At 65.8% G+C, this 20,669-nt stretch carries 22 protein-coding genes; 5 read left to right on the top strand and 17 right to left on the bottom strand.

The features are described from left to right. Nucleotides 1-16: 16 nt before the first annotated feature. Nucleotides 17-196, bottom strand: a complete 180-nt coding sequence (gene rpmF / locus ACODTA_RS22680) for a 50S ribosomal protein L32 (RefSeq protein ID WP_222992542.1) — start codon at nucleotides 194-196, stop codon at nucleotides 17-19. A gap of 193 nt (nucleotides 197-389) precedes the next feature. Between rpmF and ACODTA_RS22675 the strand changes: the two genes are divergently transcribed. Then, complete coding sequence (locus tag ACODTA_RS22675; protein ID WP_489068891.1) at nucleotides 390-818, top strand: MAPEG family protein; 429 nt, start codon at nucleotides 390-392, stop codon at nucleotides 816-818. A gap of 72 nt (nucleotides 819-890) precedes the next feature. Here the strand turns inward: ACODTA_RS22675 and ACODTA_RS22670 are convergent, their stop codons facing one another. From ACODTA_RS22670 to gluQRS, 8 genes are all read right to left on the bottom strand, one after another. Then, on the bottom strand, nucleotides 891-1,799 hold the full coding sequence (locus ACODTA_RS22670; RefSeq protein WP_489068889.1) for a cation efflux transmembrane domain-containing protein: 909 nt from the start codon (nucleotides 1,797-1,799) through the stop codon (nucleotides 891-893). Beyond that, nucleotides 1,796-2,245, bottom strand: a complete 450-nt coding sequence (locus ACODTA_RS22665) for a hypothetical protein (protein WP_489068887.1) — start codon at nucleotides 2,243-2,245, stop codon at nucleotides 1,796-1,798. The genes ACODTA_RS22670 and ACODTA_RS22665 overlap by 4 nt, the downstream gene beginning before the upstream one ends. Nucleotides 2,246-2,283: 38 nt before the next feature. Next, nucleotides 2,284-2,949 (bottom strand): MBL fold metallo-hydrolase, encoded by a 666-nt coding sequence (locus tag ACODTA_RS22660; RefSeq protein WP_489068885.1) that lies wholly within the window; start codon nucleotides 2,947-2,949, stop codon nucleotides 2,284-2,286. A 70-nt stretch (nucleotides 2,950-3,019) separates the two neighbouring features. Further along, nucleotides 3,020-4,000 carry an L-histidine N(alpha)-methyltransferase gene (gene egtD, locus ACODTA_RS22655; RefSeq protein ID WP_489069037.1) on the bottom strand — a complete coding sequence of 327 codons (981 nt, stop codon included), beginning with the start codon at nucleotides 3,998-4,000 and terminating at the stop codon, nucleotides 3,020-3,022. 5 nt (nucleotides 4,001-4,005) lie between these two features. Further along, nucleotides 4,006-5,283 (bottom strand): ergothioneine biosynthesis protein EgtB, encoded by a 1,278-nt coding sequence (egtB, locus tag ACODTA_RS22650; protein ID WP_489068883.1) that lies wholly within the window; start codon nucleotides 5,281-5,283, stop codon nucleotides 4,006-4,008. Between the two features lie 157 nt (nucleotides 5,284-5,440). After that, nucleotides 5,441-6,010 carry a cob(I)yrinic acid a,c-diamide adenosyltransferase gene (locus ACODTA_RS22645; protein ID WP_489069035.1) on the bottom strand — a complete coding sequence of 190 codons (570 nt, stop codon included), beginning with the start codon at nucleotides 6,008-6,010 and terminating at the stop codon, nucleotides 5,441-5,443. 4 nt (nucleotides 6,011-6,014) lie between these two features. Beyond that, nucleotides 6,015-6,245, bottom strand: a complete 231-nt coding sequence (locus tag ACODTA_RS22640; protein ID WP_489068881.1) for a twin transmembrane helix small protein — start codon at nucleotides 6,243-6,245, stop codon at nucleotides 6,015-6,017. A 39-nt stretch (nucleotides 6,246-6,284) separates the two neighbouring features. Further along, the gene (gluQRS, locus tag ACODTA_RS22635; RefSeq protein WP_489068879.1) at nucleotides 6,285-7,139 is read right to left on the bottom strand and encodes a tRNA glutamyl-Q(34) synthetase GluQRS; all 855 of its coding nucleotides are present in this window, start codon (nucleotides 7,137-7,139) and stop codon (nucleotides 6,285-6,287) included. A 110-nt stretch (nucleotides 7,140-7,249) separates the two neighbouring features. On the opposite strand from gluQRS, the gene ACODTA_RS22630 reads away from it, so the two are divergent. Then, on the top strand, nucleotides 7,250-7,816 hold the full coding sequence (locus ACODTA_RS22630) for an HNH endonuclease (RefSeq protein WP_489068877.1): 567 nt from the start codon (nucleotides 7,250-7,252) through the stop codon (nucleotides 7,814-7,816). Between the two features lie 122 nt (nucleotides 7,817-7,938). Further along, a complete protein-coding gene (ppc, locus tag ACODTA_RS22625) occupies nucleotides 7,939-10,611 on the top strand; it encodes a phosphoenolpyruvate carboxylase (RefSeq protein WP_489068875.1) in 2,673 nt (890 codons plus the stop codon). A 9-nt stretch (nucleotides 10,612-10,620) separates the two neighbouring features. Here ppc and ACODTA_RS22620 read toward each other — a convergent pair whose 3' ends face one another. The 6 genes from ACODTA_RS22620 to ACODTA_RS22595 all read right to left on the bottom strand — a co-directional run bounded on the left by ACODTA_RS22620 (nucleotide 10,621) and on the right by ACODTA_RS22595 (nucleotide 16,245). Beyond that, nucleotides 10,621-11,334: a GIN domain-containing protein gene (locus tag ACODTA_RS22620; RefSeq protein WP_489068873.1), complete on the bottom strand. Its 714-nt coding sequence runs from the start codon at nucleotides 11,332-11,334 to the stop codon at nucleotides 10,621-10,623. A gap of 42 nt (nucleotides 11,335-11,376) precedes the next feature. Then, entirely contained in the window at nucleotides 11,377-12,129 is a 753-nt protein-coding gene (locus ACODTA_RS22615; protein WP_489068871.1) for a head GIN domain-containing protein, read from the bottom strand. Between the two features lie 120 nt (nucleotides 12,130-12,249). After that, nucleotides 12,250-12,780 carry a CarD family transcriptional regulator gene (locus ACODTA_RS22610; protein ID WP_489068870.1) on the bottom strand — a complete coding sequence of 177 codons (531 nt, stop codon included), beginning with the start codon at nucleotides 12,778-12,780 and terminating at the stop codon, nucleotides 12,250-12,252. Nucleotides 12,781-13,061: 281 nt separating this feature from the next. Continuing rightward, nucleotides 13,062-13,403: a ferredoxin FdxA gene (gene fdxA / locus ACODTA_RS22605; protein ID WP_489068868.1), complete on the bottom strand. Its 342-nt coding sequence runs from the start codon at nucleotides 13,401-13,403 to the stop codon at nucleotides 13,062-13,064. A 27-nt stretch (nucleotides 13,404-13,430) separates the two neighbouring features. Continuing rightward, nucleotides 13,431-13,769, bottom strand: a complete 339-nt coding sequence (locus ACODTA_RS22600) for an RNA-binding S4 domain-containing protein (RefSeq protein ID WP_489068866.1) — start codon at nucleotides 13,767-13,769, stop codon at nucleotides 13,431-13,433. Further along, entirely contained in the window at nucleotides 13,759-16,245 is a 2,487-nt protein-coding gene (locus tag ACODTA_RS22595) for a helicase-related protein (protein ID WP_489068864.1), read from the bottom strand. The genes ACODTA_RS22600 and ACODTA_RS22595 overlap by 11 nt, the downstream gene beginning before the upstream one ends. A 198-nt stretch (nucleotides 16,246-16,443) precedes the next feature. Between ACODTA_RS22595 and ACODTA_RS22590 the strand changes: the two genes are divergently transcribed. Continuing rightward, entirely contained in the window at nucleotides 16,444-17,982 is a 1,539-nt protein-coding gene (locus tag ACODTA_RS22590; RefSeq protein ID WP_489068862.1) for a M23 family metallopeptidase, read from the top strand. Between the two features lie 52 nt (nucleotides 17,983-18,034). Next, nucleotides 18,035-18,856, top strand: a complete 822-nt coding sequence (locus ACODTA_RS22585) for a pyrroline-5-carboxylate reductase family protein (protein WP_489068860.1) — start codon at nucleotides 18,035-18,037, stop codon at nucleotides 18,854-18,856. Here ACODTA_RS22585 and msrB read toward each other — a convergent pair. Beyond that, complete coding sequence (msrB, locus tag ACODTA_RS22580; RefSeq protein ID WP_489068858.1) at nucleotides 18,853-19,350, bottom strand: peptide-methionine (R)-S-oxide reductase MsrB; 498 nt, start codon at nucleotides 19,348-19,350, stop codon at nucleotides 18,853-18,855. The two genes, ACODTA_RS22585 and msrB, sit on opposite strands and share 4 nt — an antisense overlap. Nucleotides 19,351-19,375: 25 nt before the next feature. Then, nucleotides 19,376-20,620, bottom strand: coding sequence for a cytochrome P450 (locus ACODTA_RS22575; protein ID WP_489068856.1), 1,245 nt, complete (start codon nucleotides 20,618-20,620; stop codon nucleotides 19,376-19,378). Nucleotides 20,621-20,669 lie beyond the last annotated feature (49 nt).

Genomic DNA, 20,669 nt, shown 5'->3' with positions numbered 1-20,669 from the left:
TCGAAAGGGTGCGGCGTCAGCCTTCGGCCGAGACGATCTCGCGACCGTTATAGTGGCCGCAGGCCGTGCACAGATTGTGCGGGCGCTTCAGTTCGCCGCAATTCGGGCATTCCTGGTACGACTCGACCTTGAGCGCATCATGGCTGCGACGCATGCCGCGCTTGGACGGCGAGGTTTTTCTCTTGGGGACAGCCATTCCGGCACCTGTTCCAGTTCTTCAAAGCCTTGGGTGCGACTACGCCTGCGCCATGATAACCAACGGCGGATGAAGGCCGCAGGCCATGCGGCCGGCTCGTCGCGAGCGAACCGCGCCTATAGCGATTCTGGCCGGAGTTGCAAGGGCTCAGCATCCATGCAAGTTTCCCATCGCAACGGACGGGGGTGCGCGAATGATCATATTGCCGGTGACGCTAACGATCGCGGGCGCCGCGGCGCTGCTCAACATCTGGCTCGCGATGCGCACGGGGCGCCTGCGCGTGAGCGAGAAGGTGTCGATCGGGGACGGCGGCAATCCCAGGCTGCTCGCACGGATGCGCGCCCACGCCAATTTCGTCGAATATACCCCGTTCTTCCTGATCCTGCTGGGCCTGATCGAACTCGCGCGCGGCACCTCCCTCTGGCTGTGGGGAATCGGCGTGGTCTATGTGCTGGCGCGAATCGCGCACGCATTCGGCATGGATGCGGAGAAGCCCGGCAAGCTGCGGCTGATCGGCATCGCGGTGACCTTCATCGCCCTGATCGCCCTTGCTGGTTGGGCGCTCACCATTCCCTATTTCGGATTCAAGCCGACGGTGACGGAGATCGCGGCGGTCGGCTGACGCCATTTGCCAAAGCGCGGGGATGCCGCCCCATCCACACCTTGGAACGCTCAAGCGGCGCGCGGCCTGATATCACAACCGGAACGCGATGCTCTCCAGCCGCCAGCGATCGTCCAGTCCGGGTATCTCGAATGTCTCCGAATCGAAATTTTTCGGCGGGTGTGCACCCACGACTTCGGCGCGGATGTAACGCCCGGTTTCCCGCATCAGGATGCGGGCGCCGGGAAAGCGCTTGCGCAATGCCCTGGCGATGGCCGCCGCCTCCTCCGACTGTCTCGAACTGTCCAGAGCGCAGGGCACACCGTCGACCAGTTCGGAAGTCGCGACGCGCAACGCCTTGATGCCGTCGGCGATGATGCTGAGCGAAATGATCGCCGCCGCCACCGAATCGGCCCACCACCAGCCCATGCCGAGCCCGGCAACGCCCAGGAATCCAGCCACGCCGGTCTGCCAATTGGCCTTGTTCATCAGCGCATCGGTATGGAGCAGCTTGTCGCGCAGCCTTTTGGCCAGCGGCAATTCCATATGGCCGATCACGAGCGGCGGAATGGTGGCATAGGCCTGCGCCGCGAGCATGAACCACCCCAGCCAGATATCGTGCCCGAACAGCCGGGCCGAACCGATCGAGACATGCTCGGCGGTGACCAGCGCCACCACGGCGTCGCGCAGCAGGAACAGGCCGACAGCCGCAAGCGCGACGGCGGCGATCAGGAAACCCAGGCCGTTCACCCGATCGAAGCCATAATGGAAGCGCGCATTGGACGAGCGCCGCTCGAACCGCGCGGCGACCAGGAAAGCGATCGGCGGAACCAGGCCGAGCATATCCTCCACCCAGGCGGTCTTCATCGCCTGGCTCGATCCCATCGCCAGTCCCATCGCGACGATGATGCTGATGGACCAGCCGACATTCCACCATTCAAGGCGGACCGCCGCCGCCATGTCGGCACGGATTTCCGCCGGATGACCTCGCCTTTCGCTCATACGTCGTTCTTCGGATGACCGTCGCGGACCGCGCGTTCGAGCAGCATGATCCAGCGATTCTCGCCATTGCGTGCGATCGGGCTGAGCAGGATACGATCCTTGCCGAGCATCGTCTCCGAAATCGGCTCGATCACCATCGCATCAGCGATCCAGGGAGAGTCCTCCGTCATATCGCCGATCACAAGGTCGAGCTGCCCATGATCGAGCCGCAGTAATAGAGGCTCGGCGGCGGCGCGCACGATCTCCGGCCTCGCGCCCGCCGCCCTGCCGACCCGATCGAGATAGGCGGCGATCACCGCGCGGTCGCGCGTTTCCGCCTCGCCCGCGACCAGCCCGACGCGCATCACCCGTTCGGCGCGGATATGATCGAGCGTTCCGCCGATATCGCGCGGATAATCCTGGCAGGCCGCCAGCATCGCCATGAACAAGACGGGCAAATATTTCATTGCGCAGGCCCAACGGCCCGCGCGCCATCCCGGTTCCGTCAGCGCCCGATCGCGGCGTCGCCCACAAAGGGATTGGTGCGCCGCTCATGCGCGAAATTGCTCATGGGACCATGGCCCGGCACGAAGGCGGTATCGCCGCCCAGCGGCCACAGCTTGCCGGTGATCGCATCGAGCAGGTCCTGATGATTGCCCATCGGGAAATCGGTGCGCCCGATCGATCCCTGGAACAGCACGTCCCCGACGATCGCCAGCTTCGATTCGGGGTGATGGAAGACGACATGTCCCGGCGTGTGGCCGGGGCAGTGGATGACGTCGAACACCAGATTGCCAACGGTCACGGTGTCGCCATCCTCCAGCCAGCGATCGGGCTCGAAGACCTTGCCGTTGACGCCATAGTTGCGGCCGTCATCCTCCAGGCGCGAGATCCAGAAGCGATCGGCCTCGTGCGGCCCCTCGATCGGCACGCCGAGTTCCTTCGCCAACGTCCCCGCTTCGCCGCAATGATCGATATGACCATGGGTGATCAGAATCTTCTCGATCTCGACGCCCGCCTGCGCCGCGGCGGCCTTCAGCCGCGACAGATCGCCGCCCGGATCGACGAACGCCGCCTTGTTGGTTTCGGTGCACCACAACAGCGTACAATTCTGCTGGAGCGGCGTGACCGGCACGATCGCGGCCTTGAGCGGAGGATTAGGCGTGTTCATGCCGCCGGACATGGCGGCGAACGTCCGGTGATGCAAGGCGCGCCGCATCGGGCGGGCATGGGAGCTGCTTTCAGGGTGCGCTCCGCTCCGCATGCGCGCCAGCCAGGATCAGCGCGAACATATTGTCGGGATCGGTCCACTCCCTGAGCGGCGTCCAGCCGCCCGCGCGCAACAGCAGCCGGGCGTCGCGCTCGCCATATTTATGGCTGTTCTCGGTATGGACGCTCTCGCCCGCCTTCATCGAGAAACACGCGCCCTCAATACGGAATTCGACATCGCGAACCGCCTCGAGATGCATCTCGATCCGGGCATAGAGGTCGTTCCAGATCGCCAGATGGCGGAAAGCCTCCACCGGAATCGTCCCGTCAAGCTCGCGATTGATGCGATGGAGCAGGTTGAGGTTGAAGGCGGCGGTGACGCCCTGCGCGTCGTCATAGGCGGGTACCAGCACATCCTCGCCCTTCACGCGATCCATCCCGATCAGCAACAGCGATCCGACGCCCAGCGAGCGCCGCATCGCGCGCAGCAGGTCGACCGAGGTGCGCGCGATCATGTTGCCGATGGTCGACCCCGGAAAGAAGCCGAGCTTGGGCATCGCCTCGATCGCGGGGGGCAGCGGGATCGGCTGCATGAAATCCGCCTCGACGGGCTCGATCCTCAGCCCGGGAAAGTCCCGCGCGAGCGCGGCCGCGGATTCGCGCAGGAACGCGCCCGAAATATCGATGGGCACATAGGCGCCGGGATCGACCGCGCGGAGCAGATGCGGAGTCTTGGTCGACGACCCCGATCCGAATTCGATCACCGCGCGTCCCGGCCCGGCAATCTCTCCGACATCGGCGCAATACCGCGCCAGCAGGCCGGTTTCGATCCGCGTCGGATAATATTCGGGCAGCCTGGTGATCTGCTCGAACAATTCGGACCCGCGTCGATCGTAGAACCAGCGCGCAGGGATGGCGCGGCGGCGGGTATTGGCGAAGCCCTTCAGCACATCGGCGCGAAAGGCGGGGTCGGCGGTCTCCGCCGGGCGCGGCGGGGCATCCTGCTCGAGCAACATGGCTAGAGATCCTTCGCGAGGCGGACGCCGGCGAATTGCCAGCGCTGATGGGGATAGAAGAAATTACGATAGGACGCGCGCGAATGACCGCGCGGCGTGGCGCAGCTCGCCCCGCGCAGCACGCACTGCCCGCTCATGAACTTGCCGTTATATTCGCCGACCGCGCCGGCGGCCGCGCGAAAGCCGGGATAGGGCAGATAGGCCGATCCGGTCCATTGCCAGACATCGCCGAACATCTGCCGCAGGCCGGTGCCGGCGGCGGCCGCGCGCGGGCGCACCGGCCCCGCCTGGTCGAGCTGGTTGCCCGATGCGGAATCGACGGCGGCGGCCGCGCTTTCCCATTCCGCTTCGGTCGGTAGCCGTGCGCCCGCCCAACGGGCGAAGGCGTCCGCCTCGTAAAAGCTGATATGCGAAACCGGTGCGGCGGGGCGGACGGGATGGAGGCCGTCGAGCGCGAAATCCGCCCAGTCGCCATCGATGCGGCGCCAATGGAGCGGCGCTTCGATCCCCTCGCGCCGCACCCAGGCCCAGCCATCGGACAGCCAATGTTCGGGCCGTTGATAGCCGCCATCGTCGATAAAGGCCCGCCATTCGCTATTCGTGACCGGCCGGTCCGCCAGCGCATGACGGCGCAGCAACGCCGGATGACGCGGGCCTTCGCAATCGAAAGCGAAATCCCCCTCTTCCGCCGCCATGTCGCGGCCGATCTCGACGATGCCGTGCGCGCCCTCGATCCAGCGGATCGGCGCGGGCGGCGGCGCCGGCGGATCACGCTCGACACGCCACATCGCCGGCGCCAGCGGATTGAGCGCGAACAGGCTCAATATGTCAGTCTGCAACAATTCCTGATGCTGCTGCTCATGATGGCAACCCAATTCCACCAGCGCGCGCGCCTGATCCGACAGGCCCGGCAGCGCGACCTCCAATGCCGCGTCAACATGCGCGCGCCAGGCCCGAATCTCGTCCAGAGACGGGCGAGTGAGCATACCCCGCAAGGGCCGGGCATGGCGCGCGCCTTCCGCCTCGTAATAGCTGTTGAACAGGAAGGGCCAGCGTTCGTCGTAAAGCCGGTAATTCGCGACATGATCGCGCAACACGAAGGTTTCGAAGAACCAGGTGGTGTGCGCCAGATGCCATTTCGCGGGCGATGCATCCTCCATCGACTGGACGCTGGAATCGGCATCGGACAGCGGCGCCGCCAGCGCCTCGCTCAGCCCGCGCACCCGCCGGAACAGCGCGTGCAGCGCATCGGGAAACGCGGTGTCGAGACGAGTCGCCATGTCAGTCCCCTATTTCCAGGATCCCCGTTGCGCCGGTTCGGCCGCAAGATCAGTCATTTAACGCACGATCGATCCAAGGGGTCCTGCCATACGGCATAGCGGCGCTTCTAGCGCGTGAACATACCAAGAACAATAGCCTTGAGGAGCGGCCCTCGAATCAGCGCGACGCGCCGGGAACCCACAATATATCGCCACCATTCGCCGCGTTGATCGCGCGCGTCATGACGAAGAGGTGATCGGACAGCCGATTGAGATAGGCGAGCGCCTGAGGATTGAGGCTGACGGCGCGCGCCGCGCCCACGGCGGTCCGCTCAGCGCGGCGCACGATTGCGCGAGCGAGATGGAGCGCCGCCGCCCCCTGGCTGCCGCCCGGCAGGATGAAGCTCCTGAGCGGTTCCAGCGCCTCGTTCATCGCGTCGATCTCGGCCTCAAGGCGGGCGACCTGCGCGGGCACGATGCGCAATTCCATCTCGGACGGCTCGAAGCTTTCGCCCGGCGTCGCCAGATCCGCGCCCAGATCGAACAGATCGTTCTGGATGCGGCGCAGCATCACGGCGTGATCGCCCTCGCCCAGTGCGGCGACGGCGATGCCGATCGCGCTATTCGCCTCGTCGACATCACCGATCGCCTGCATGCGCGGATCGTGCTTGGCCGTACGCGATCCATCGACAAGGCCCGTCGTGCCGTCGTCACCCGTCCGTGTGTAGATCTTGTTGAGCTTGACCAGCGGATCAGCCCTTGCCGCCCGCCGCCACCATCAGCAGCACCACCAGGATCACCGCGAGCGCCTGGAACAGGATGCGCATCTGCATCGCCTTGTTCTGCTTGCGGCCGGAGAGGCTCGGCCCCGTACCGTTCAGATCCGCCTCGGTCGTGCGCAGGAAGATCACGATCCCGCGCACCAACGCGCCGACCGTCGCGACCATGGCGAGGATGAGGAGGAGGGTGAGGAATGTGCCCATCGCATTGATGTAGGCGCTTCGGGGCGCGAATCCAAGCGGCTAGAGCATGCGGTAATCTTCGGGAAACCGCCCCGCGCGCATCGCTTCGACCAGCGCCGCCGGGTCCGTCCCGCCCGCGCGGAGATCGGCGATCGCGGGTGCACCGTTGCGCTTGGCCAGCCGCTCGCCGGATGCGGTGCCGAGCAGCGGATGATGGATATAGACGGGCGTCGGCAGATCGAGCAGCGCCTGCAACAGCCGGTGGACATGCGTCGCCTCCAGCAAGTCGCGGCCGCGCACGACATGGCTGATCGCCTGCGCGGCATCGTCGATCGTGACCGCGAGATGATAGGAGACCGGCGCATCCTTGCGCGCCAGCACGACGTCACCATGCGCCGCCGGGCTTGCCGGATGCGCGGCGGCGTCGCCATCGATCCAGTGAAGCGGCCCGGCCTCGTCGATCGCGGACGCCATGGCGAGCCGCCAGCAATGCGGCTCCGCCGCCATCCGGCGCATGCGGGTTTCAGGATCGAGTGAACGGCAGGTGCCGGGATAGACCGGCCCATCCGGGCCATGCGGCGCGCTGGCGCTCGCTGCGATGTCCTTGCGCGTGCAAAAGCAGGGATAGGCGAGGCCGCGCCGCTTCAGATCCTCCAGCGCCATCGCATAAAGCGCCGTCCGCTCGGACTGGAAGACGATTTCTCCTTCCCAGTCGAGCCCAAGCCACAGCAGATCCTCGATGATGCCCGAAACATGCTCGGGCCGCGCGCGGCCGGGGTCGATGTCCTCGATCCGCAGCAGAAAATGGCCACCCCGCGCCGCTGCGAAGTCATGAGCGCACAGGGCCGACCAGGCATGGCCGAGATGCAACCGCCCGGTTGGCGACGGTGCGAAGCGGGTGGCGACCTCGGTCAAGCGTCGATCGTCCAATTTGGCTCTTGACCACGAGTCGCGGGAAATGCTGTCATGACGGCGTCATCATTTTACCTGATTGGGACGATGGCAATGGGGGAGCGTGTGGCGTCATGTACCATCCCGACCTGATCCGACACCCGGACAGTTGTCCAGCGCTTGTGCTCAACGCGGACTACAAGCCGCTATCCTATTATCCATTGTCGCTCTGGCCGTGGCAAACCGCGGTGAAGGCGGTGTTCCTCGATCGAGTCGCGATCGTCGACGAATATCAGCGCGAGGTGCGAAGTCCCACCAGCGCGATGCGGCTGCCCTCCGTCATCGCGCTCAAGCAATATGTGAAACCATCCGAACACCCCGCTTTCACCCGCTTCAACCTGTTCCTGCGCGATCGCTTCCAGTGCCAATATTGCGGCGTCTCCAGCGACCTGACCTTCGATCATGTCATTCCCCGCGCACAGGGCGGCCGCACCACCTGGGAGAATGTCGCCACCGCCTGCGCGCCATGCAACCTGAAAAAGGGCGGCCGCACGCCACGTCAGGCGGGCATGCAGCTCCATATCGCGCCGATCCGGCCGACGAGCTGGCAGCTTCAGGAACATGGCCGCGCCTTTCCGCCCAACTACCTCCACGAAAGCTGGCGCGACTGGCTGTATTGGGACATCGAACTGCTCGCCTGAGCGCCATACATATTGTTTGATTATAATAATTGAACAATCAATAATATAATTTCACAATCAACGTGCATTGCGATACCGCAATGATATTGACGTCGAATGTGTTGCGGTGCAGCAACGCTGCCATGCCACGTCCAGCGATCAGCCAGAACCCCGACATCCGCTATCTCGGCAAGCTGCTGGGCGATGTGATCCGCGCCTATGGCGGGGAGACATTGTTCCGGCGCACCGAATATATCCGCTCGACATCGGTCGACCGTCATCGCGGCGTGGCTGGCGCCGATGCGATCGATCCCGGGCTCGACGCGCTCGACCTGGATGAGACCACCGCGTTCGTGCGCGGCTTCATGCTGTTCTCGATGCTCGCCAATCTGGCGGAGGACCGCCAGGGAATCGCGGCCGAGCCGGGCGCGGATCTGGCGCATGCGCTCGAACGACTGGCGGCCGAGGGCATCGACGGCGATCAGGCGATCGAACTTCTCGGCCATGCCCTGATCGCGCCGGTGCTGACCGCCCACCCGACCGAAGTGCGCCGCAAGTCGATGATCGATCATCGCAACCGTATCGCGGAGCTGATGAAGCTGCGCGACAACGGCGCGACGGAGACGCCCGAAGGCGATCTGATAGAGGAAGCGATCCATCGCCAGATCGCGCTGCTCTGGCAGACGCGGACGCTGCGCCGCGAACGCCTCTTCGTTGCCGACGAGGTGGAAACAGCCCTCGCTTATCTGCGCGACACCTTCCTCCCGGTGCTGCCCGCGCTCTATGCGCGCTGGGAGCGCGCACTCGGCAAGCGCCCCGCCAGCTTCCTGCGGCCGGGAAGCTGGATCGGCGGTGATCGCGACGGCAATCCCTTCGTCACGGCGGACTCGCTGACGCTCGCGCTGTCGCGCTCGGCGGAGACGGTGGTCACCTGGTATCTCGACGCCCTCCATGGGTTGGGTGCGGAACTGTCGATCTCGACCGAGCTGGCCGAAGCGAGCGACGCAGTGCTGGCTCTGGCCGACGCCAGCAGCGACACGGCGAAGAGCCGACAGGACGAACCCTATCGCCGCGCCATCACCGGTCTCTATGCACGGCTGAGCGCGACACATCTCGCGCTGACCGGCAAGGCACCGCCCCGCCCCTCTCCGCTCCGCGCGGAAAGCTATGATGGGCCCGAAGCCTTCCGCGCCGATCTGGTCGAGATCGCGCACGGACTGGCAGGCGTCGGTGGTGGAGCGCTATCCTCCGGCGGCGCGCTCGGCCGTCTGATCCGCGCGGTGGAGACCTTCGGCTTTCATCTCGCCACGCTGGACATGCGCCAGAACAGCGCGGTGCACGAGCGCGTCGTCGCTGAGCTGCTGAGCGTGGCGGGCGTCGAAGCCGATTATGGCGCGCTCGACGAGGACGCGCGGGTCACACTTCTGCGCCGCGAACTGGCAACGCCGCGTCCGCTCTCCAGCCCGCATTTCGCCTATTCGGAGGAAACGGCGGGCGAACTCGCCATCGTGCGCGCCGCCGCCGAGGCGCATCGCCGCTACGGAGCGGACTGCATCCGAAACTATATCGTTTCGATGGCGCAGGATGTGTCGGACTTGCTCGAAGTCCATGTCCTGCTCAAGGAAGCCGGGCTCTATCGTCCGGGAGAGACACCCGAGGCGGATATCATGGCGGTGCCGCTGTTCGAGACGATCGGCGACCTTGAAAACGCCACCGTGGTGATGGGCAAATGGTTCGCGCTGCCAGAGATCGCGACGATCACGCGCACGCGCGGTCACCAGGAAGTGATGATCGGCTATTCGGACAGCAATAAGGACGGCGGCTATCTGACATCGACCTGGGGCCTGCATCAGGCCAGCCGGGCGCTTGCACCGGTCTTTGCCGAAGCCGGCATCGGCATGCAGCTCTTCCACGGTCGCGGCGGCGCGGTCGGGCGCGGTGGCGGATCGAGCTTCGCCGCGATCCTCGCCCAGCCACGCGGCACCGTGCAGGGCCGCATCCGCATCACCGAACAGGGCGAGGTGATCGCCGCCAAATACGGCACGCGCGAGAGCGCCGCCGCCAATCTTGAAGCGATCGCATCGGCGACCTTGCTCGCGAGCCTTGAACCCGACGCATTGGCCGAGGCCGATCGCGCGCGTTTCGGCGCCGCGATGGACGCGCTCTCGGCCGACGCCTTCCGCGCCTATCGCGGACTGGTCTATGAAACCGAAGGTTTTCGCAGCTTTTTCCGCCAGATGACGCCGATCGCGGAGATCGCGACGCTCAAGATCGGATCGCGCCCGTCAAGCCGCAAGAAGACCGACGCGATCGAGGATTTGCGTGCGATCCCCTGGGTGTTCTCATGGGCGCAGGCGCGCGTGATGCTGCCGGGCTGGTATGGGGTCGGCCAGGCATTGACCGCGTTCAAGGATCAGGGGCTGCTGCGCGAAATGGTCCAGAGCTGGCCATTCCTGCAGGCCGCGCTCGCCAATATGGAGATGGTGCTCGCGAAATCCGACATGGGAATCGCGGCGCGCTATGCCGGGCTGGTCGAGGACAAGGCGGCGGGTGAGGCGATCTTCGGCCGGATCAGGGATGGCTGGCAAACCGCGCATGACGGGCTGCTGTCGGTCACGCGCCAGACCCGCCTGCTCGCCAAATCGCCAGCGCTCGACGCGTCGATCCGACTGCGCCTGCCCTATATCGAGCCATTGAACCTGCTCCAGGTGGAGCTGCTCAAGCGCCACCGCGCGGGCGAGGCCGATCCCCGGATCGCAGAAGGCATCCAGCTTTCGATCAACGCGATCGCCACCGCCTTGCGCAACAGTGGCTGAACCGCTCGCTTATTTCTTCGCCGCCCCGCAATAGACCTGCCCCGATCCCAGCGCCGTCACAGTGCAAGCTGGCGTGCCGGCGACTCGGACCTCGCCCGAGCCTGCGGACTTCACCGTCGCGCTGGTCCGCGCGCCAAGCCCGACATTGCCGGCGCTCTCACTGTTGACGCTCAGATCATTGGCGATGAACGTCGCGCCATCGATCGAGGCAGATCCGCGCACGATCGCGTTCGCCGCTTTTGCCGTGCCGGCGATCGCGATGGCGCCCGATCCAAGCAGGGTCATGTCGATCCGGTCGACTTCGGCCCGCGCCACCTTCAACTGGCCCGAACCTTCGACACCAAGCTGAATGCGGGGGCCACGAACGCGATCGATCGCGATCGAACCGCTGCCGCTGATCGAAGCGGAACGCAACTCGCCGGTGGTGAGGCGAATGATGACCGGCCCGGCCTTGTCCTCCCCCGGCCAGCCCCCGGTCCATCCGGTACGATTCGTGCGGATCGTCAGCGAGGTGCCTTGCACGCTCACGGTGACCCGGTCGAGTGCGTCACGCGTTCCCGAGAGGCGCGCGGAAGCGCCGCGACCGGTGACGACCTCCACTTGATAAGCACCATCGACGCGAATCCGGTCGAAGCTGGTAATGGTTTCCACACGCTCGGCAGCGATCGCCGGCCCCGCCGACGGGACAAGGACAAGTGCGACCAGAAGTTGCCGAATGTTCATGCGCGCATGATGACGGCGCGGCTTCCGGTGGGCAAGCGCGCTTTACTGCTTCGGCGTTGATGGTGCGGCAGGGGTGCAGCGCACATCGCCCGACCCCATTTTCGACACCTTGCACTGCGCATCGCCGATGATGTCGACATCGCCCGAGCCAAGAATCGAAACATCGGCGCGTTCGGACACGCCAGCCTTCACATCGCCCGAACCGGCGATGGAAATATCCGCCGTCCGCGCCGCCAGTCCGGCCGCATCGACATTGCCAGAGCCCGCGATCGACATGCCGGCATCGGCCGCGGTGCCGGCGGCGAAATTGGCATTGCCCGATCCCGCGATCGAGACATTGAGGCGATCCGCCTTGAGCGCGCCCACCTTGAGCGAACCCGAGCCCGCAACAGACGCGTTGAATTTCTGCGCTTCGGCATGGTCGACATCCATGTCACCCGATCCCGCGACCGACGCGCCAGTCAGCACCGGCAACGTGACGGTGACGACAGCGCCCGAATTCTTGCCCCAATTGAAATGGACGCCATTGCGCCGCTTGCGGCCGATACGCAGATCGCCATCGACCACCTCGATCTCGAGGCGATCGAGTATCGCGGTGTCGCCAACCGCCTTGACCGACATCGCCTTGCCGACCTGCACGATCACATTGTCCGGTCCGCTGAGGGAAACCGACTCGAAGCCCTTCACGTCGAAGCTGCGCGAACCCGAAACGCCGCTCAACTTGCCCGCACCATCGTCAGCCGAGGCGGAGCAGGCCGTCGCGAAGGCCAGGATCGGAAAGGCGAGATAGCGCATGGCATCGGCTCCTACTGTATTGCAATAATAATACAGTCGGGTGAGGCCAGTGGCAAGCGCAAAAGAAAAGGCGGCCCGAAGGCCGCCTTTTCATGTCCGTGCAGCGGCGGATAGCGCCAGCTACTCGCCCTTGTCCTTGTTATGGATCAGCGCGGCCTTGTTGAGGATCTCAAGGATCTTCTGCTGCGCGCCAGGCTCGTCGGTTTCTTCCATCGCGGCCAGCTCACGCGCGAGGCGGCTGGTGGCGGCTTCAAAGATTTGCCGCTCGGAATAGCTCTGCTCGGGCTGGTCGTCGGCGCGGAACAGATCACGTACCACCTCGGCGATCGACACGAGGTCGCCCGAGTTGATCTTCGCTTCATATTCCTGGGCACGGCGCGACCACATGGTGCGCTTCACCTTCGGCTTGCCCTTCAGCGTGTCGAGTGCTTCCTTCAGCGTCTTGTCGGACGACAGCTTACGCATGCCGACGCTTTCGGCCTTGTTGGTGGGCACGCGGAGCGTCATCCGCTCCTTTTCGAAACGCAGCACATAGAGTTCGAGCTGCATGCCCGCGATGTCGGTGCTCTGCAGTTCGATGACACGGCCGACACCGTGCTTGGGATAAACGACATAATCGCCAACGTCGAAGGACAAGGCCTTGGATGCCATGCTTTACAACCTTTCCGTGGAATGCCGCCGATATGGTGATGCCGGCCCGCTGTTAAAGCCAGTGGCCGGTCCAATCGGGGCTTGCAGGTGGTGAGTCTCCTCTAGCGGCGCGGTGACCCCGCGCGCTCACAGTGAGTCTCTTTAACAGAGTCGCAACAAAAATGCCAGCCCGCAGTCTTTTGTTACGACGCAGCAATCGGCGCCGGCCATCCGGCGCCGAATCCGGCCGGCACCGGCATGTCGATATTACTTGATGGCAACTATGCGCGGGGACGACGACCTCAGTCGCCGGTGCCGGGCTCGGGCGAGAAATATTTGTCGTACTTGCCCTCTTCGCCCTTATGCTCGTCGGCATCAGCGGGCGTCTGATCGGCCTTGCGAGTGACATTGGGCCATTGCGACGAGAAGGTCGCGTTCAACTCCAGCCACTGCTCCAGGCCGTTCTCGGTATCGGGCAGAATCGCCTCGGCCGGGCATTCGGGCTCGCAAACGCCGCAATCGATGCATTCGCTGGGATTGATCACCAGCATATTCTCACCCTCGTAGAAGCAATCCACGGGGCACACCTCCACGCAATCCATATATTTGCAGCGGATGCAGGCATCGGTGACGACGTAAGTCATGGAATAGCTCCCTCCAATTCGGCCCTGCTATGGATGCGATTCGCCCGCGTCAATATTCCCCGCACTGCTGCAAGTCGTTCGCATTTCGGCAGGCGCGGAAAGGTCGGTATAACAGGCCTGCGCTTCCGGCGCGGGACCACGACGCACCGGCAGCGCGTCGATCCGAATCGCGCGGACGCGGCCATGGACGAACAGGCTGACGACATTGCCGACGCGAACGGGTGCATGCGCGCGCTCGATCCTGCGCCCGTCAACGCGGATATGCCCCTCGCCACACAGCGCCTGAGCCTGGCTCCGCGTCTTGGTCAGTCGCGCGAACCACAGGAAGCGATCGATGCGCTGGTTGGAACCTGCGTCAGCGGCCATGCGCGACCAGCCTTTCAAGATCGGCGAAGGCGCTGCCCGGCCGCACCGCGCGCGCCGCGCGTGGCTTGACCCGACCGCGATAGCGCCAGGCCTGCTCGTGCGCCTCAAACCCGAGAAGACGCATGAGCCGCGCGAGCGCATCCGCGCCCAGCCCCATCGACACCGCCAGAGACGGATCGGGCACGAAGGGACGCCGGCCATCGCGCGCGTCGTGCGCAGCACGGGCGATCCGTTCGACCAGGTCGACGCGAAGCGCCTGGCTGCCCAAGGTCCGGAAATCCGATCCGGGCGACGGCGCCGCAACCACCGCCGCCCCCGGAGGGGCGGTCGGCGGCATAGTTGCGTCGGCGCGGATCGCCACGAGCGCCGCGCGCCATCGCATCGCCTCCGGCTTCAGCAACTGGGCGTGGAACAGGTCAAGCGCCCCGATGGTCAAACCCAGCCGGCGCGCGCCATGGCGCCCGGCCTTGTCAAGCGCGCCCAGCGCCGTTTCGAGCGCCGACCGCTCGATCACGCCGCCCGCCTCAGCCAGCGGCGCGAGCAGCGCGCGCAGAGGCGGCGGCGTCGCCGGATCGGCGGCCGCCGCCGTCATCCGCACGAGAGGCCGCAGGACATGATCGATCCGCCCGACCAGCCAGCGTTCGAGCCGCACCGCGACCGCCTTGCGGTCCGCCCCGTTAAGCATGTCGAGCGCGCGATCCAGCCGGAGGCGCGGCGTGAGCAATGAACGGCCGGCCTGTGGCTGCGCGACGACATGCTCATCCCAGACGATCGCCGGCCGTTCGCCCGCGATCGTGGTCAAGGTCAACGCCGCGTCAGGCGCGTCCGTCAGCGATCGCGCACGCCGAGACAATTCGCGCCCAAGCCGGCGTTCGGCGACGGCGAGCAGCTTGCGCCGATCGGCCAGCCGCGCATCGGGCGCCACGCTGAACCGAAAGCCGACCAGCCGGCCGATCGGTTCGTCGTCAACCGACACCTCGCCATTTTCGGCGATCGTCACCGGCATGGCATCGGGATCACTGCCGATCTCGCGCATCAGCACCGCCGTCCGCCGGTCGACGAAGCGCTGGGTGAGCTTGGCATGCAGCGCGTCGGACAATTTCTCCTCGACCCCGCGTGTGCGCTCCGCCCAATGTGCGGGATCGGCCAGCCAATCGTTACGATGCGCGATATAGGCCCAGGTGCGAGCCGCCGCGATCCGGTCCGCCAGCGTTTCGACATCGCCCTGAATGGTATCGAGCCGGGCGATCTCGTCGGCGAACCATGCCACCGGGACATGACCGGCGCCCTCGCTCAGATGCTTGAATACCCGTCCGACCAGCCGGGCATGATGATCAGCGCCGGTCTTGCGGAAATCAGGCAGGCCGCAGGCAGCCCATAGCCGACGGACCAGCACGGGCTCGCGGACGCGATCGCGCACCCAGGGTTCATCGGCCAGCCGGCGCAACACGGCCAGGTCCACCGCTTCCGGCGCGGCGCGCAGCAGCGGTTCGGTCGGCCGCGCCTCCAGCGCGGCGATCAGCGCGTCGAGGCTCGACAGATCGGGTAGGCCGTCGCGCCAGTAGAGATGATCGAGCGGCGGGAAGCGATGCTCCTCGATCCGTTCGATCTCCTCGGGCGTGAAGGCGATACCGCCCTCCTCCGCCCCCAATGTGCCGAACGTGCCGTCGCGTTGATGACGGCCCGCACGGCCCGCGATCTGCGCCATTTCGGCCAGCGTTAGCCGCCGGCGGCGATGGCCGTCGAACTTGGCGAGCCCGGCGAACGCGACATGCGCCACATCCATGTTGAGGCCCATGCCGATCGCGTCGGTCGCGACCAGATAATCAACCTCCCCGGCCTGGAACATCGCGACCTGCGCGTTGCGGGTGCGCGGCGACAAGGCCCCCATCACCACGGCCGCGCCGCCCTTGGTCCGGCGCAGCATCTCCGCGACGGCGTAAACCTCTTCGGCCGAGAAGGCGACGATCGCCGAACGCGGCGGCAGTTTCGAAAGCTTCTTCGCGCCGGCATAGCTGAGCGTCGAGAAACGCGGACGACCAATCACCTCGGCATCGGGAACAAGCGCGCGGATCAGCGGCTTCAGACTCTCCGACCCCAGGATCATCGTCTCCTCGCGCCCCCGCGCGCGCAGCAGCCGATCGGTGAAGACATGCCCCCGCGACGGATCGGCGCCCAACTGCGCCTCGTCGAGCGCGACGAAGGCGACCTCGCGATCGAGCGGCATGCTTTCGGCGGTGCAAAGGAACCAGCGCGCCTTGTCGGGCAGGATCTTCTCCTCGCCGGTGATCAGCGCCACCTGCTCCCTGCCCTTGATCCCGACGACGCGATCATAGACCTCTCGCGCCAGCAGGCGCAGCGGGAAACCGATCATGCCACTGGCATGACCGCACATCCGCTCGACGGCGAGATGGGTCTTGCCGGTATTGGTCGGCCCGAGAATGGCGGTAACCGGCGAACGCGCGAAACGGCTCATGCAGCCAAGATCGGCAATCGTGCGGCTCCGCGCAAGCACCGGCGAGAAAGATTTGCGCCCGCCGACCGATCGGCACGGCCCGCCGCAGTTCTTGCAGAAACATACCGGCTTAATTTGACTTTAACCCTCTGCCTTCACAGACATGCTATAGCTCATTGGGAGTCGCGGTGTGCGGGCACCGCTTTTGAGGGGCGCAACTTGTACCAGCGCAACGACCATGGTTTCGGTGATGGAGGGCCTGTCGCGGCCCTGACGCTCGACAACGCGCTGTCAGGAACCGCGCTGACCCGGCCGTTCGGTCGCAAGGCCCAACCCGAAGGCCGGTGGAACAAGCTGGAGGCGCGGCTCGCCGATGTCGAACTGGTTCCCGATCTGGGCGCCGGCATCGGATCGCGAGAATGGTTCCGCGGCCTCGCCACCTGCGTCGTCCTGATCTCCTCGGCCTGGGCGCTTTCACCCGGTTTCCGCCCGGTCGCCGGGCTCAGCCCGCAACCGATGAGCCCGGATAGCTGGGACGAAGCGCGCGCCCAATCGATCGCGCCGCTGGCACTCGGCGGCGATACCGGGCGCCGCATGTCGTCGACCGATGTGGTCGTTCCGCTGACGAACACGCCCGAACGCCCGTCGATCGATCTTGTCGCGACGCTCGGCCAGGGCGACGGTTTCAAGCGCGTGCTTGAACGCGCCGGCGTTGCCGAGAACGAAGCCGCCAAAGTCGCCGATATGGTCGCCGGCGTGGTCGCGCTGGGCGATATCAAGCCGGGCACGCGCATGGACGTCACACTCGGCCGGCGCGCCAACCGCAACGTCGCCCGGCCGCTAGACTATCTGGCGTTCCGCGCCCGCTTCGACCTTCGCCTGGAGATCTCGCGCGTCAACGGCGTGCTTACGCTCAACCGCGTGCCGATCGCCGTCGACAACACCCCGCTGCGCATCCAGGGCCGGGTGGGCGACAGTCTTTATCGGTCCGCGCGCGCCGCCGGCGTGCCCGGCAAGGCAGTCGAGGCCTATATCCGCGCCTTGGCAACCAAGGTTTCGATCGGCGGCGACATCCGTTCGGACGACCGGTTCGACATCATCGTCGAACAGGCCCGCGCCGAAACCGGCGAGGTCGAGATCGGCAAGCTGCTTTATGCCGGGCTCGACCAGGGCCGCCGGCGCATCCAGTTGCTCGAATGGACGATCGGCGGACGCACCGAATGGTTCGAGGCGTCGGGCGTCGGCCAGAAGCGCGGCGTGATGGCGACGCCGGTGGCCGGACGCATGACCTCCGGCTTCGGCATGCGGCGCCATCCGCTGCTGGGTTATTCGCGCCTGCACAAGGGCATCGATTTCGGCGCGCCTTCCGGCGCCCCGATCTATGCCGCCACCGACGGCGTCGTTTCCTTTGCCGGCCGCCATGGCGGCCACGGCAATTATGTGCGCCTCAACCATGTCGGCGGACTGGGCACGGGCTATGCGCATATGAGCCGGATCGCGGTCGGCGTCGGAACGCGCGTCCGCCAGGGCCAGGTGATCGGCTATGTCGGGTCGACGGGCCTCTCGACCGGTCCGCACCTTCATTACGAACTCTACAAGAACGGCATCGCGATCAATCCGCGTTCGGTGTCCTTCATCCAGACGTCACTGCTCGCCGGTGCCGATCTCGCCGCTTTCCGCGGCAAGCTCAGCAAGCTGCTCTCGCTACGCACAGGCGGCGGCGCCGCACCGCAATCGGCGCAGGTGGCGGCGCGCTGAATCCGTTCCGGCGGGAATGACAGCGGGCCGAAATTCGCCTATCGGCCTCGCCATGGCTTTTCCCTTCACAACCTCGCGTCCGCTCTGGCTGCTCGGCTGCGGCAACATGGCCGGCGCCATGCTCTCCTGCTGGCTTGAATCGGGGCTCGATCCCGCCGCGGTCACGATCATCGATCCGATGCGCGGCGAAGCGCCCGAGGGTACCCGCCTGTGCGCTGCGCCACCGGCTGGCGAACCTGCCCCTGCCGCGCTGCTGGTCGGCATCAAGCCGCAGATCTTCGCTGAGGCCGCCGGCGCGATCGACGCGCTCACTGGCCCGGAAACCGTGGTGATCTCGATCATGGCTGGCGTCGACGGCGCGACGCTCGGTGATCGCTTCGCACGGGCCGGCGGGATCGTCCGGCTGATGCCCAATCTGCCCGCCGCACTTGGCCAAGGTGCCTCGATCCTCCACACCTGCCGCGACGGCGCCGACGCCCACGGCGTCGCGGATGCGCTGGCGCGGCCGCTCGGCCTTGCGCTGTGGGTCGATCGCGAAGCGCTGATCGATGCCGGCACGGCCGTTTCGGGATCGGGACCTGCCTTCGTCTATCGCTTCATCGATGCGATCGCCAAGGGCGCCGAGAAACTTGGCTTCGCGCCGGATCAGGCGGCAGCGCTCGCGCTGGCCACGGTGGGCGGGGCGGCGGCGCTTGCTGCCGCATCCGACGTCAGCCCTGCCGCGCTGGCGGATCGGGTCGCCAGCCCCGGCGGCACCACGCGTGCCGGGCTCGACATACTCGACGCAGACCGGTCGATCGATATGCTCGTGGCGCGCACGCTGCAGGCGGCATCGGATCGCGCCGTCGAACTGGCGGAAATGGCGCGCGGCTAGATCTTGCTGGCCACGAACTTCATGGCCGTGCCGTTCATGCAATAGCGCTTGCCGGTCGGGCGCGGGCCATCATCGAAGACATGACCGAGATGGCCGCCGCACCGGCGGCAATGGACTTCGATGCGCAACACGCCCAGGTCGAAATCCCGACCGGTGCCCACCGCATTGGGCAGCGGCGCCCAGAAGCTCGGCCAGCCCGTTCCGCTGTCGAATTTGGTCTTCGAAGAAAAAAGCGGCAGCGCGCATCCCGCGCAGACGAAGGTACCGGTGCGATGCTCCTTGTCGAGCGGGCTGCTGAAGGCGCGTTCGGTATGCGCCTGACGCAGCACCGCATATTGGGCGGGGCTCAATCGCTTGCGCCACTCGGCGTCGCTGAGCGTCAGCGCAAATCGCTCCCTGGGCGCCGCCAGCGCACGCAAGCCCAGAAATCCCGCACCGGCACCCACGGCAACCGCCGAACCGATCAGCACGCGCCTGTTCATCACCGTCATCATCGACCGCCTCCGCAGCCCAGCGGTTTCAATAACGGCTGAGCGTCACCGGCAGTTTCTTATAGCCATTGACGAAGCAGGCCGGAACCCGCTCGACCGGCCCCGAGACATTCGCGCGCATCCGCCGCTTCGCCATCTCCTCCAACAGGATCGAGATCTGGAGTTCTGCCAGCCGCGCACCCACGCAACGGTGAATGCCATAGCCGAACGACAAATGCCGCCGCGCATTCTCACGGTCCACCTTCAGCCGGTCGGCATCCTCGAACACGCTTTCGTCACGATTGCCGGAAATATACCAGAGCGCCAGCTTGTCGCCCTTGGCGATCCTATGGCCGAACAGTTCGCTATCCTGCGCCGCCGTCCGGCGCATATGCGCGAGCGGCGTCTGCCAGCGGATGATCTCCGAGGTCGCGTTGGCGATCAGGCCGGGATCACTCTCCAGCCTGGCGCGCTCATCGGGGAACTGATCGAGGCCGTAGACGAGACCGGACATCGAATTGCGCGTCGTATCGTTGCCGCCGACGATCAGCAGCACGAGATTTCCGATGAATTCGTTCTGCTCCATGTGGCTCATCGCTTCGGAATGCGCCATCATCGAGATCAGATCGGGCTGCGGCGGCGCACCCGCCTTCGAGGCCCAAAGCCTGGCGAAATAGCCCGCCATCTCGAACATGATGTCCAGCCGCTGTCGGCGCGTCTCCTCATTATGGACAAGCTCGATATTGCCCGCCCAGTCGGACCAATAGGGCAGCAGCCGGCGATCCTCCCAGGGGAAATCGAAGAGGATCGCCAGCATCTGCGTCGTCAGTTCGATCGAGACATTGTCGACCCAGTCGAACTCTTTATCCCAGGGCAGTTCATCGAGCAGGTCGGCGGTGCGGTGCCGGATCGAATCGGCAAGCCGCGCGATCTCGCTGGGCGTAAAGGCGGGCGCGACGGTGCGGCGCTGCTCGGTATGTTTGGGCCGGTCCATCGCGATGAACATCGGCATCGAGAAATTCGCTGTCTCCTTGGGATCAGCCAGCGTGATCCCGCCATATTCCCATGACGACGAATAAAGCTCGGGCAGCGACTCGACATGGACGATCGGCTTGTAGGTCGAGATCGACCAATAGGGGCCGAAGGCGCTGTCCTCGCAGCGGTGGATCGGCGCCTCCGCACGCAGCCGACGGAACGGTTCCTGCCAGCGATGTTCGGTGTAAAGCTCGGCTCGACTGACATCGAGCGGGTCGGCGGGCGCGAGCGGCGCGGCTGCGGGGGCAAGCGTGGCCATCGGCATTTCTCCTGTATCGCGCCTTGGCTGGCGCGTTGAGTTGCAGAAT

This window comes from Sphingomonas sp. FG14 (genome assembly GCF_057809675.1).
The sequence above is the reverse complement of the archived record's forward strand: the minus strand, read 5'-3'. Positions and strand labels throughout refer to the sequence as shown.

Coding starts and splice junctions, on each gene's coding strand:
- ACODTA_RS22600 (WP_489068866.1), bottom strand. CDS start 13,769: ATGGCCGCTGACGCAGGTTCCAACCAGCGCATCGATCGCTTCCTGTGG.
- ACODTA_RS22585 (WP_489068860.1), top strand. CDS start 18,035: ATGGCTTTTCCCTTCACAACCTCGCGTCCGCTCTGGCTGCTCGGCTGC.
- ACODTA_RS22620 (WP_489068873.1), bottom strand. CDS start 11,334: ATGAACATTCGGCAACTTCTGGTCGCACTTGTCCTTGTCCCGTCGGCG.
- ACODTA_RS22630 (WP_489068877.1), top strand. CDS start 7,250: ATGTACCATCCCGACCTGATCCGACACCCGGACAGTTGTCCAGCGCTT.
- ACODTA_RS22610 (WP_489068870.1), bottom strand. CDS start 12,780: ATGGCATCCAAGGCCTTGTCCTTCGACGTTGGCGATTATGTCGTTTAT.
- ACODTA_RS22640 (WP_489068881.1), bottom strand. CDS start 6,245: ATGGGCACATTCCTCACCCTCCTCCTCATCCTCGCCATGGTCGCGACG.
- fdxA (WP_489068868.1), bottom strand. CDS start 13,403: ATGACTTACGTCGTCACCGATGCCTGCATCCGCTGCAAATATATGGAT.
- msrB (WP_489068858.1), bottom strand. CDS start 19,350: ATGATGACGGTGATGAACAGGCGCGTGCTGATCGGTTCGGCGGTTGCC.
- ACODTA_RS22670 (WP_489068889.1), bottom strand. CDS start 1,799: ATGAGCGAAAGGCGAGGTCATCCGGCGGAAATCCGTGCCGACATGGCG.
- ACODTA_RS22595 (WP_489068864.1), bottom strand. CDS start 16,245: ATGAGCCGTTTCGCGCGTTCGCCGGTTACCGCCATTCTCGGGCCGACC.
- ACODTA_RS22665 (WP_489068887.1), bottom strand. CDS start 2,245: ATGAAATATTTGCCCGTCTTGTTCATGGCGATGCTGGCGGCCTGCCAG.
- ppc (WP_489068875.1), top strand. CDS start 7,939: ATGCCACGTCCAGCGATCAGCCAGAACCCCGACATCCGCTATCTCGGC.
- ACODTA_RS22615 (WP_489068871.1), bottom strand. CDS start 12,129: ATGCGCTATCTCGCCTTTCCGATCCTGGCCTTCGCGACGGCCTGCTCC.
- ACODTA_RS22660 (WP_489068885.1), bottom strand. CDS start 2,949: ATGAACACGCCTAATCCTCCGCTCAAGGCCGCGATCGTGCCGGTCACG.
- ACODTA_RS22575 (WP_489068856.1), bottom strand. CDS start 20,620: ATGGCCACGCTTGCCCCCGCAGCCGCGCCGCTCGCGCCCGCCGACCCG.
- rpmF (WP_222992542.1), bottom strand. CDS start 196: ATGGCTGTCCCCAAGAGAAAAACCTCGCCGTCCAAGCGCGGCATGCGT.
- ACODTA_RS22675 (WP_489068891.1), top strand. CDS start 390: ATGATCATATTGCCGGTGACGCTAACGATCGCGGGCGCCGCGGCGCTG.
- egtB (WP_489068883.1), bottom strand. CDS start 5,283: ATGGCGACTCGTCTCGACACCGCGTTTCCCGATGCGCTGCACGCGCTG.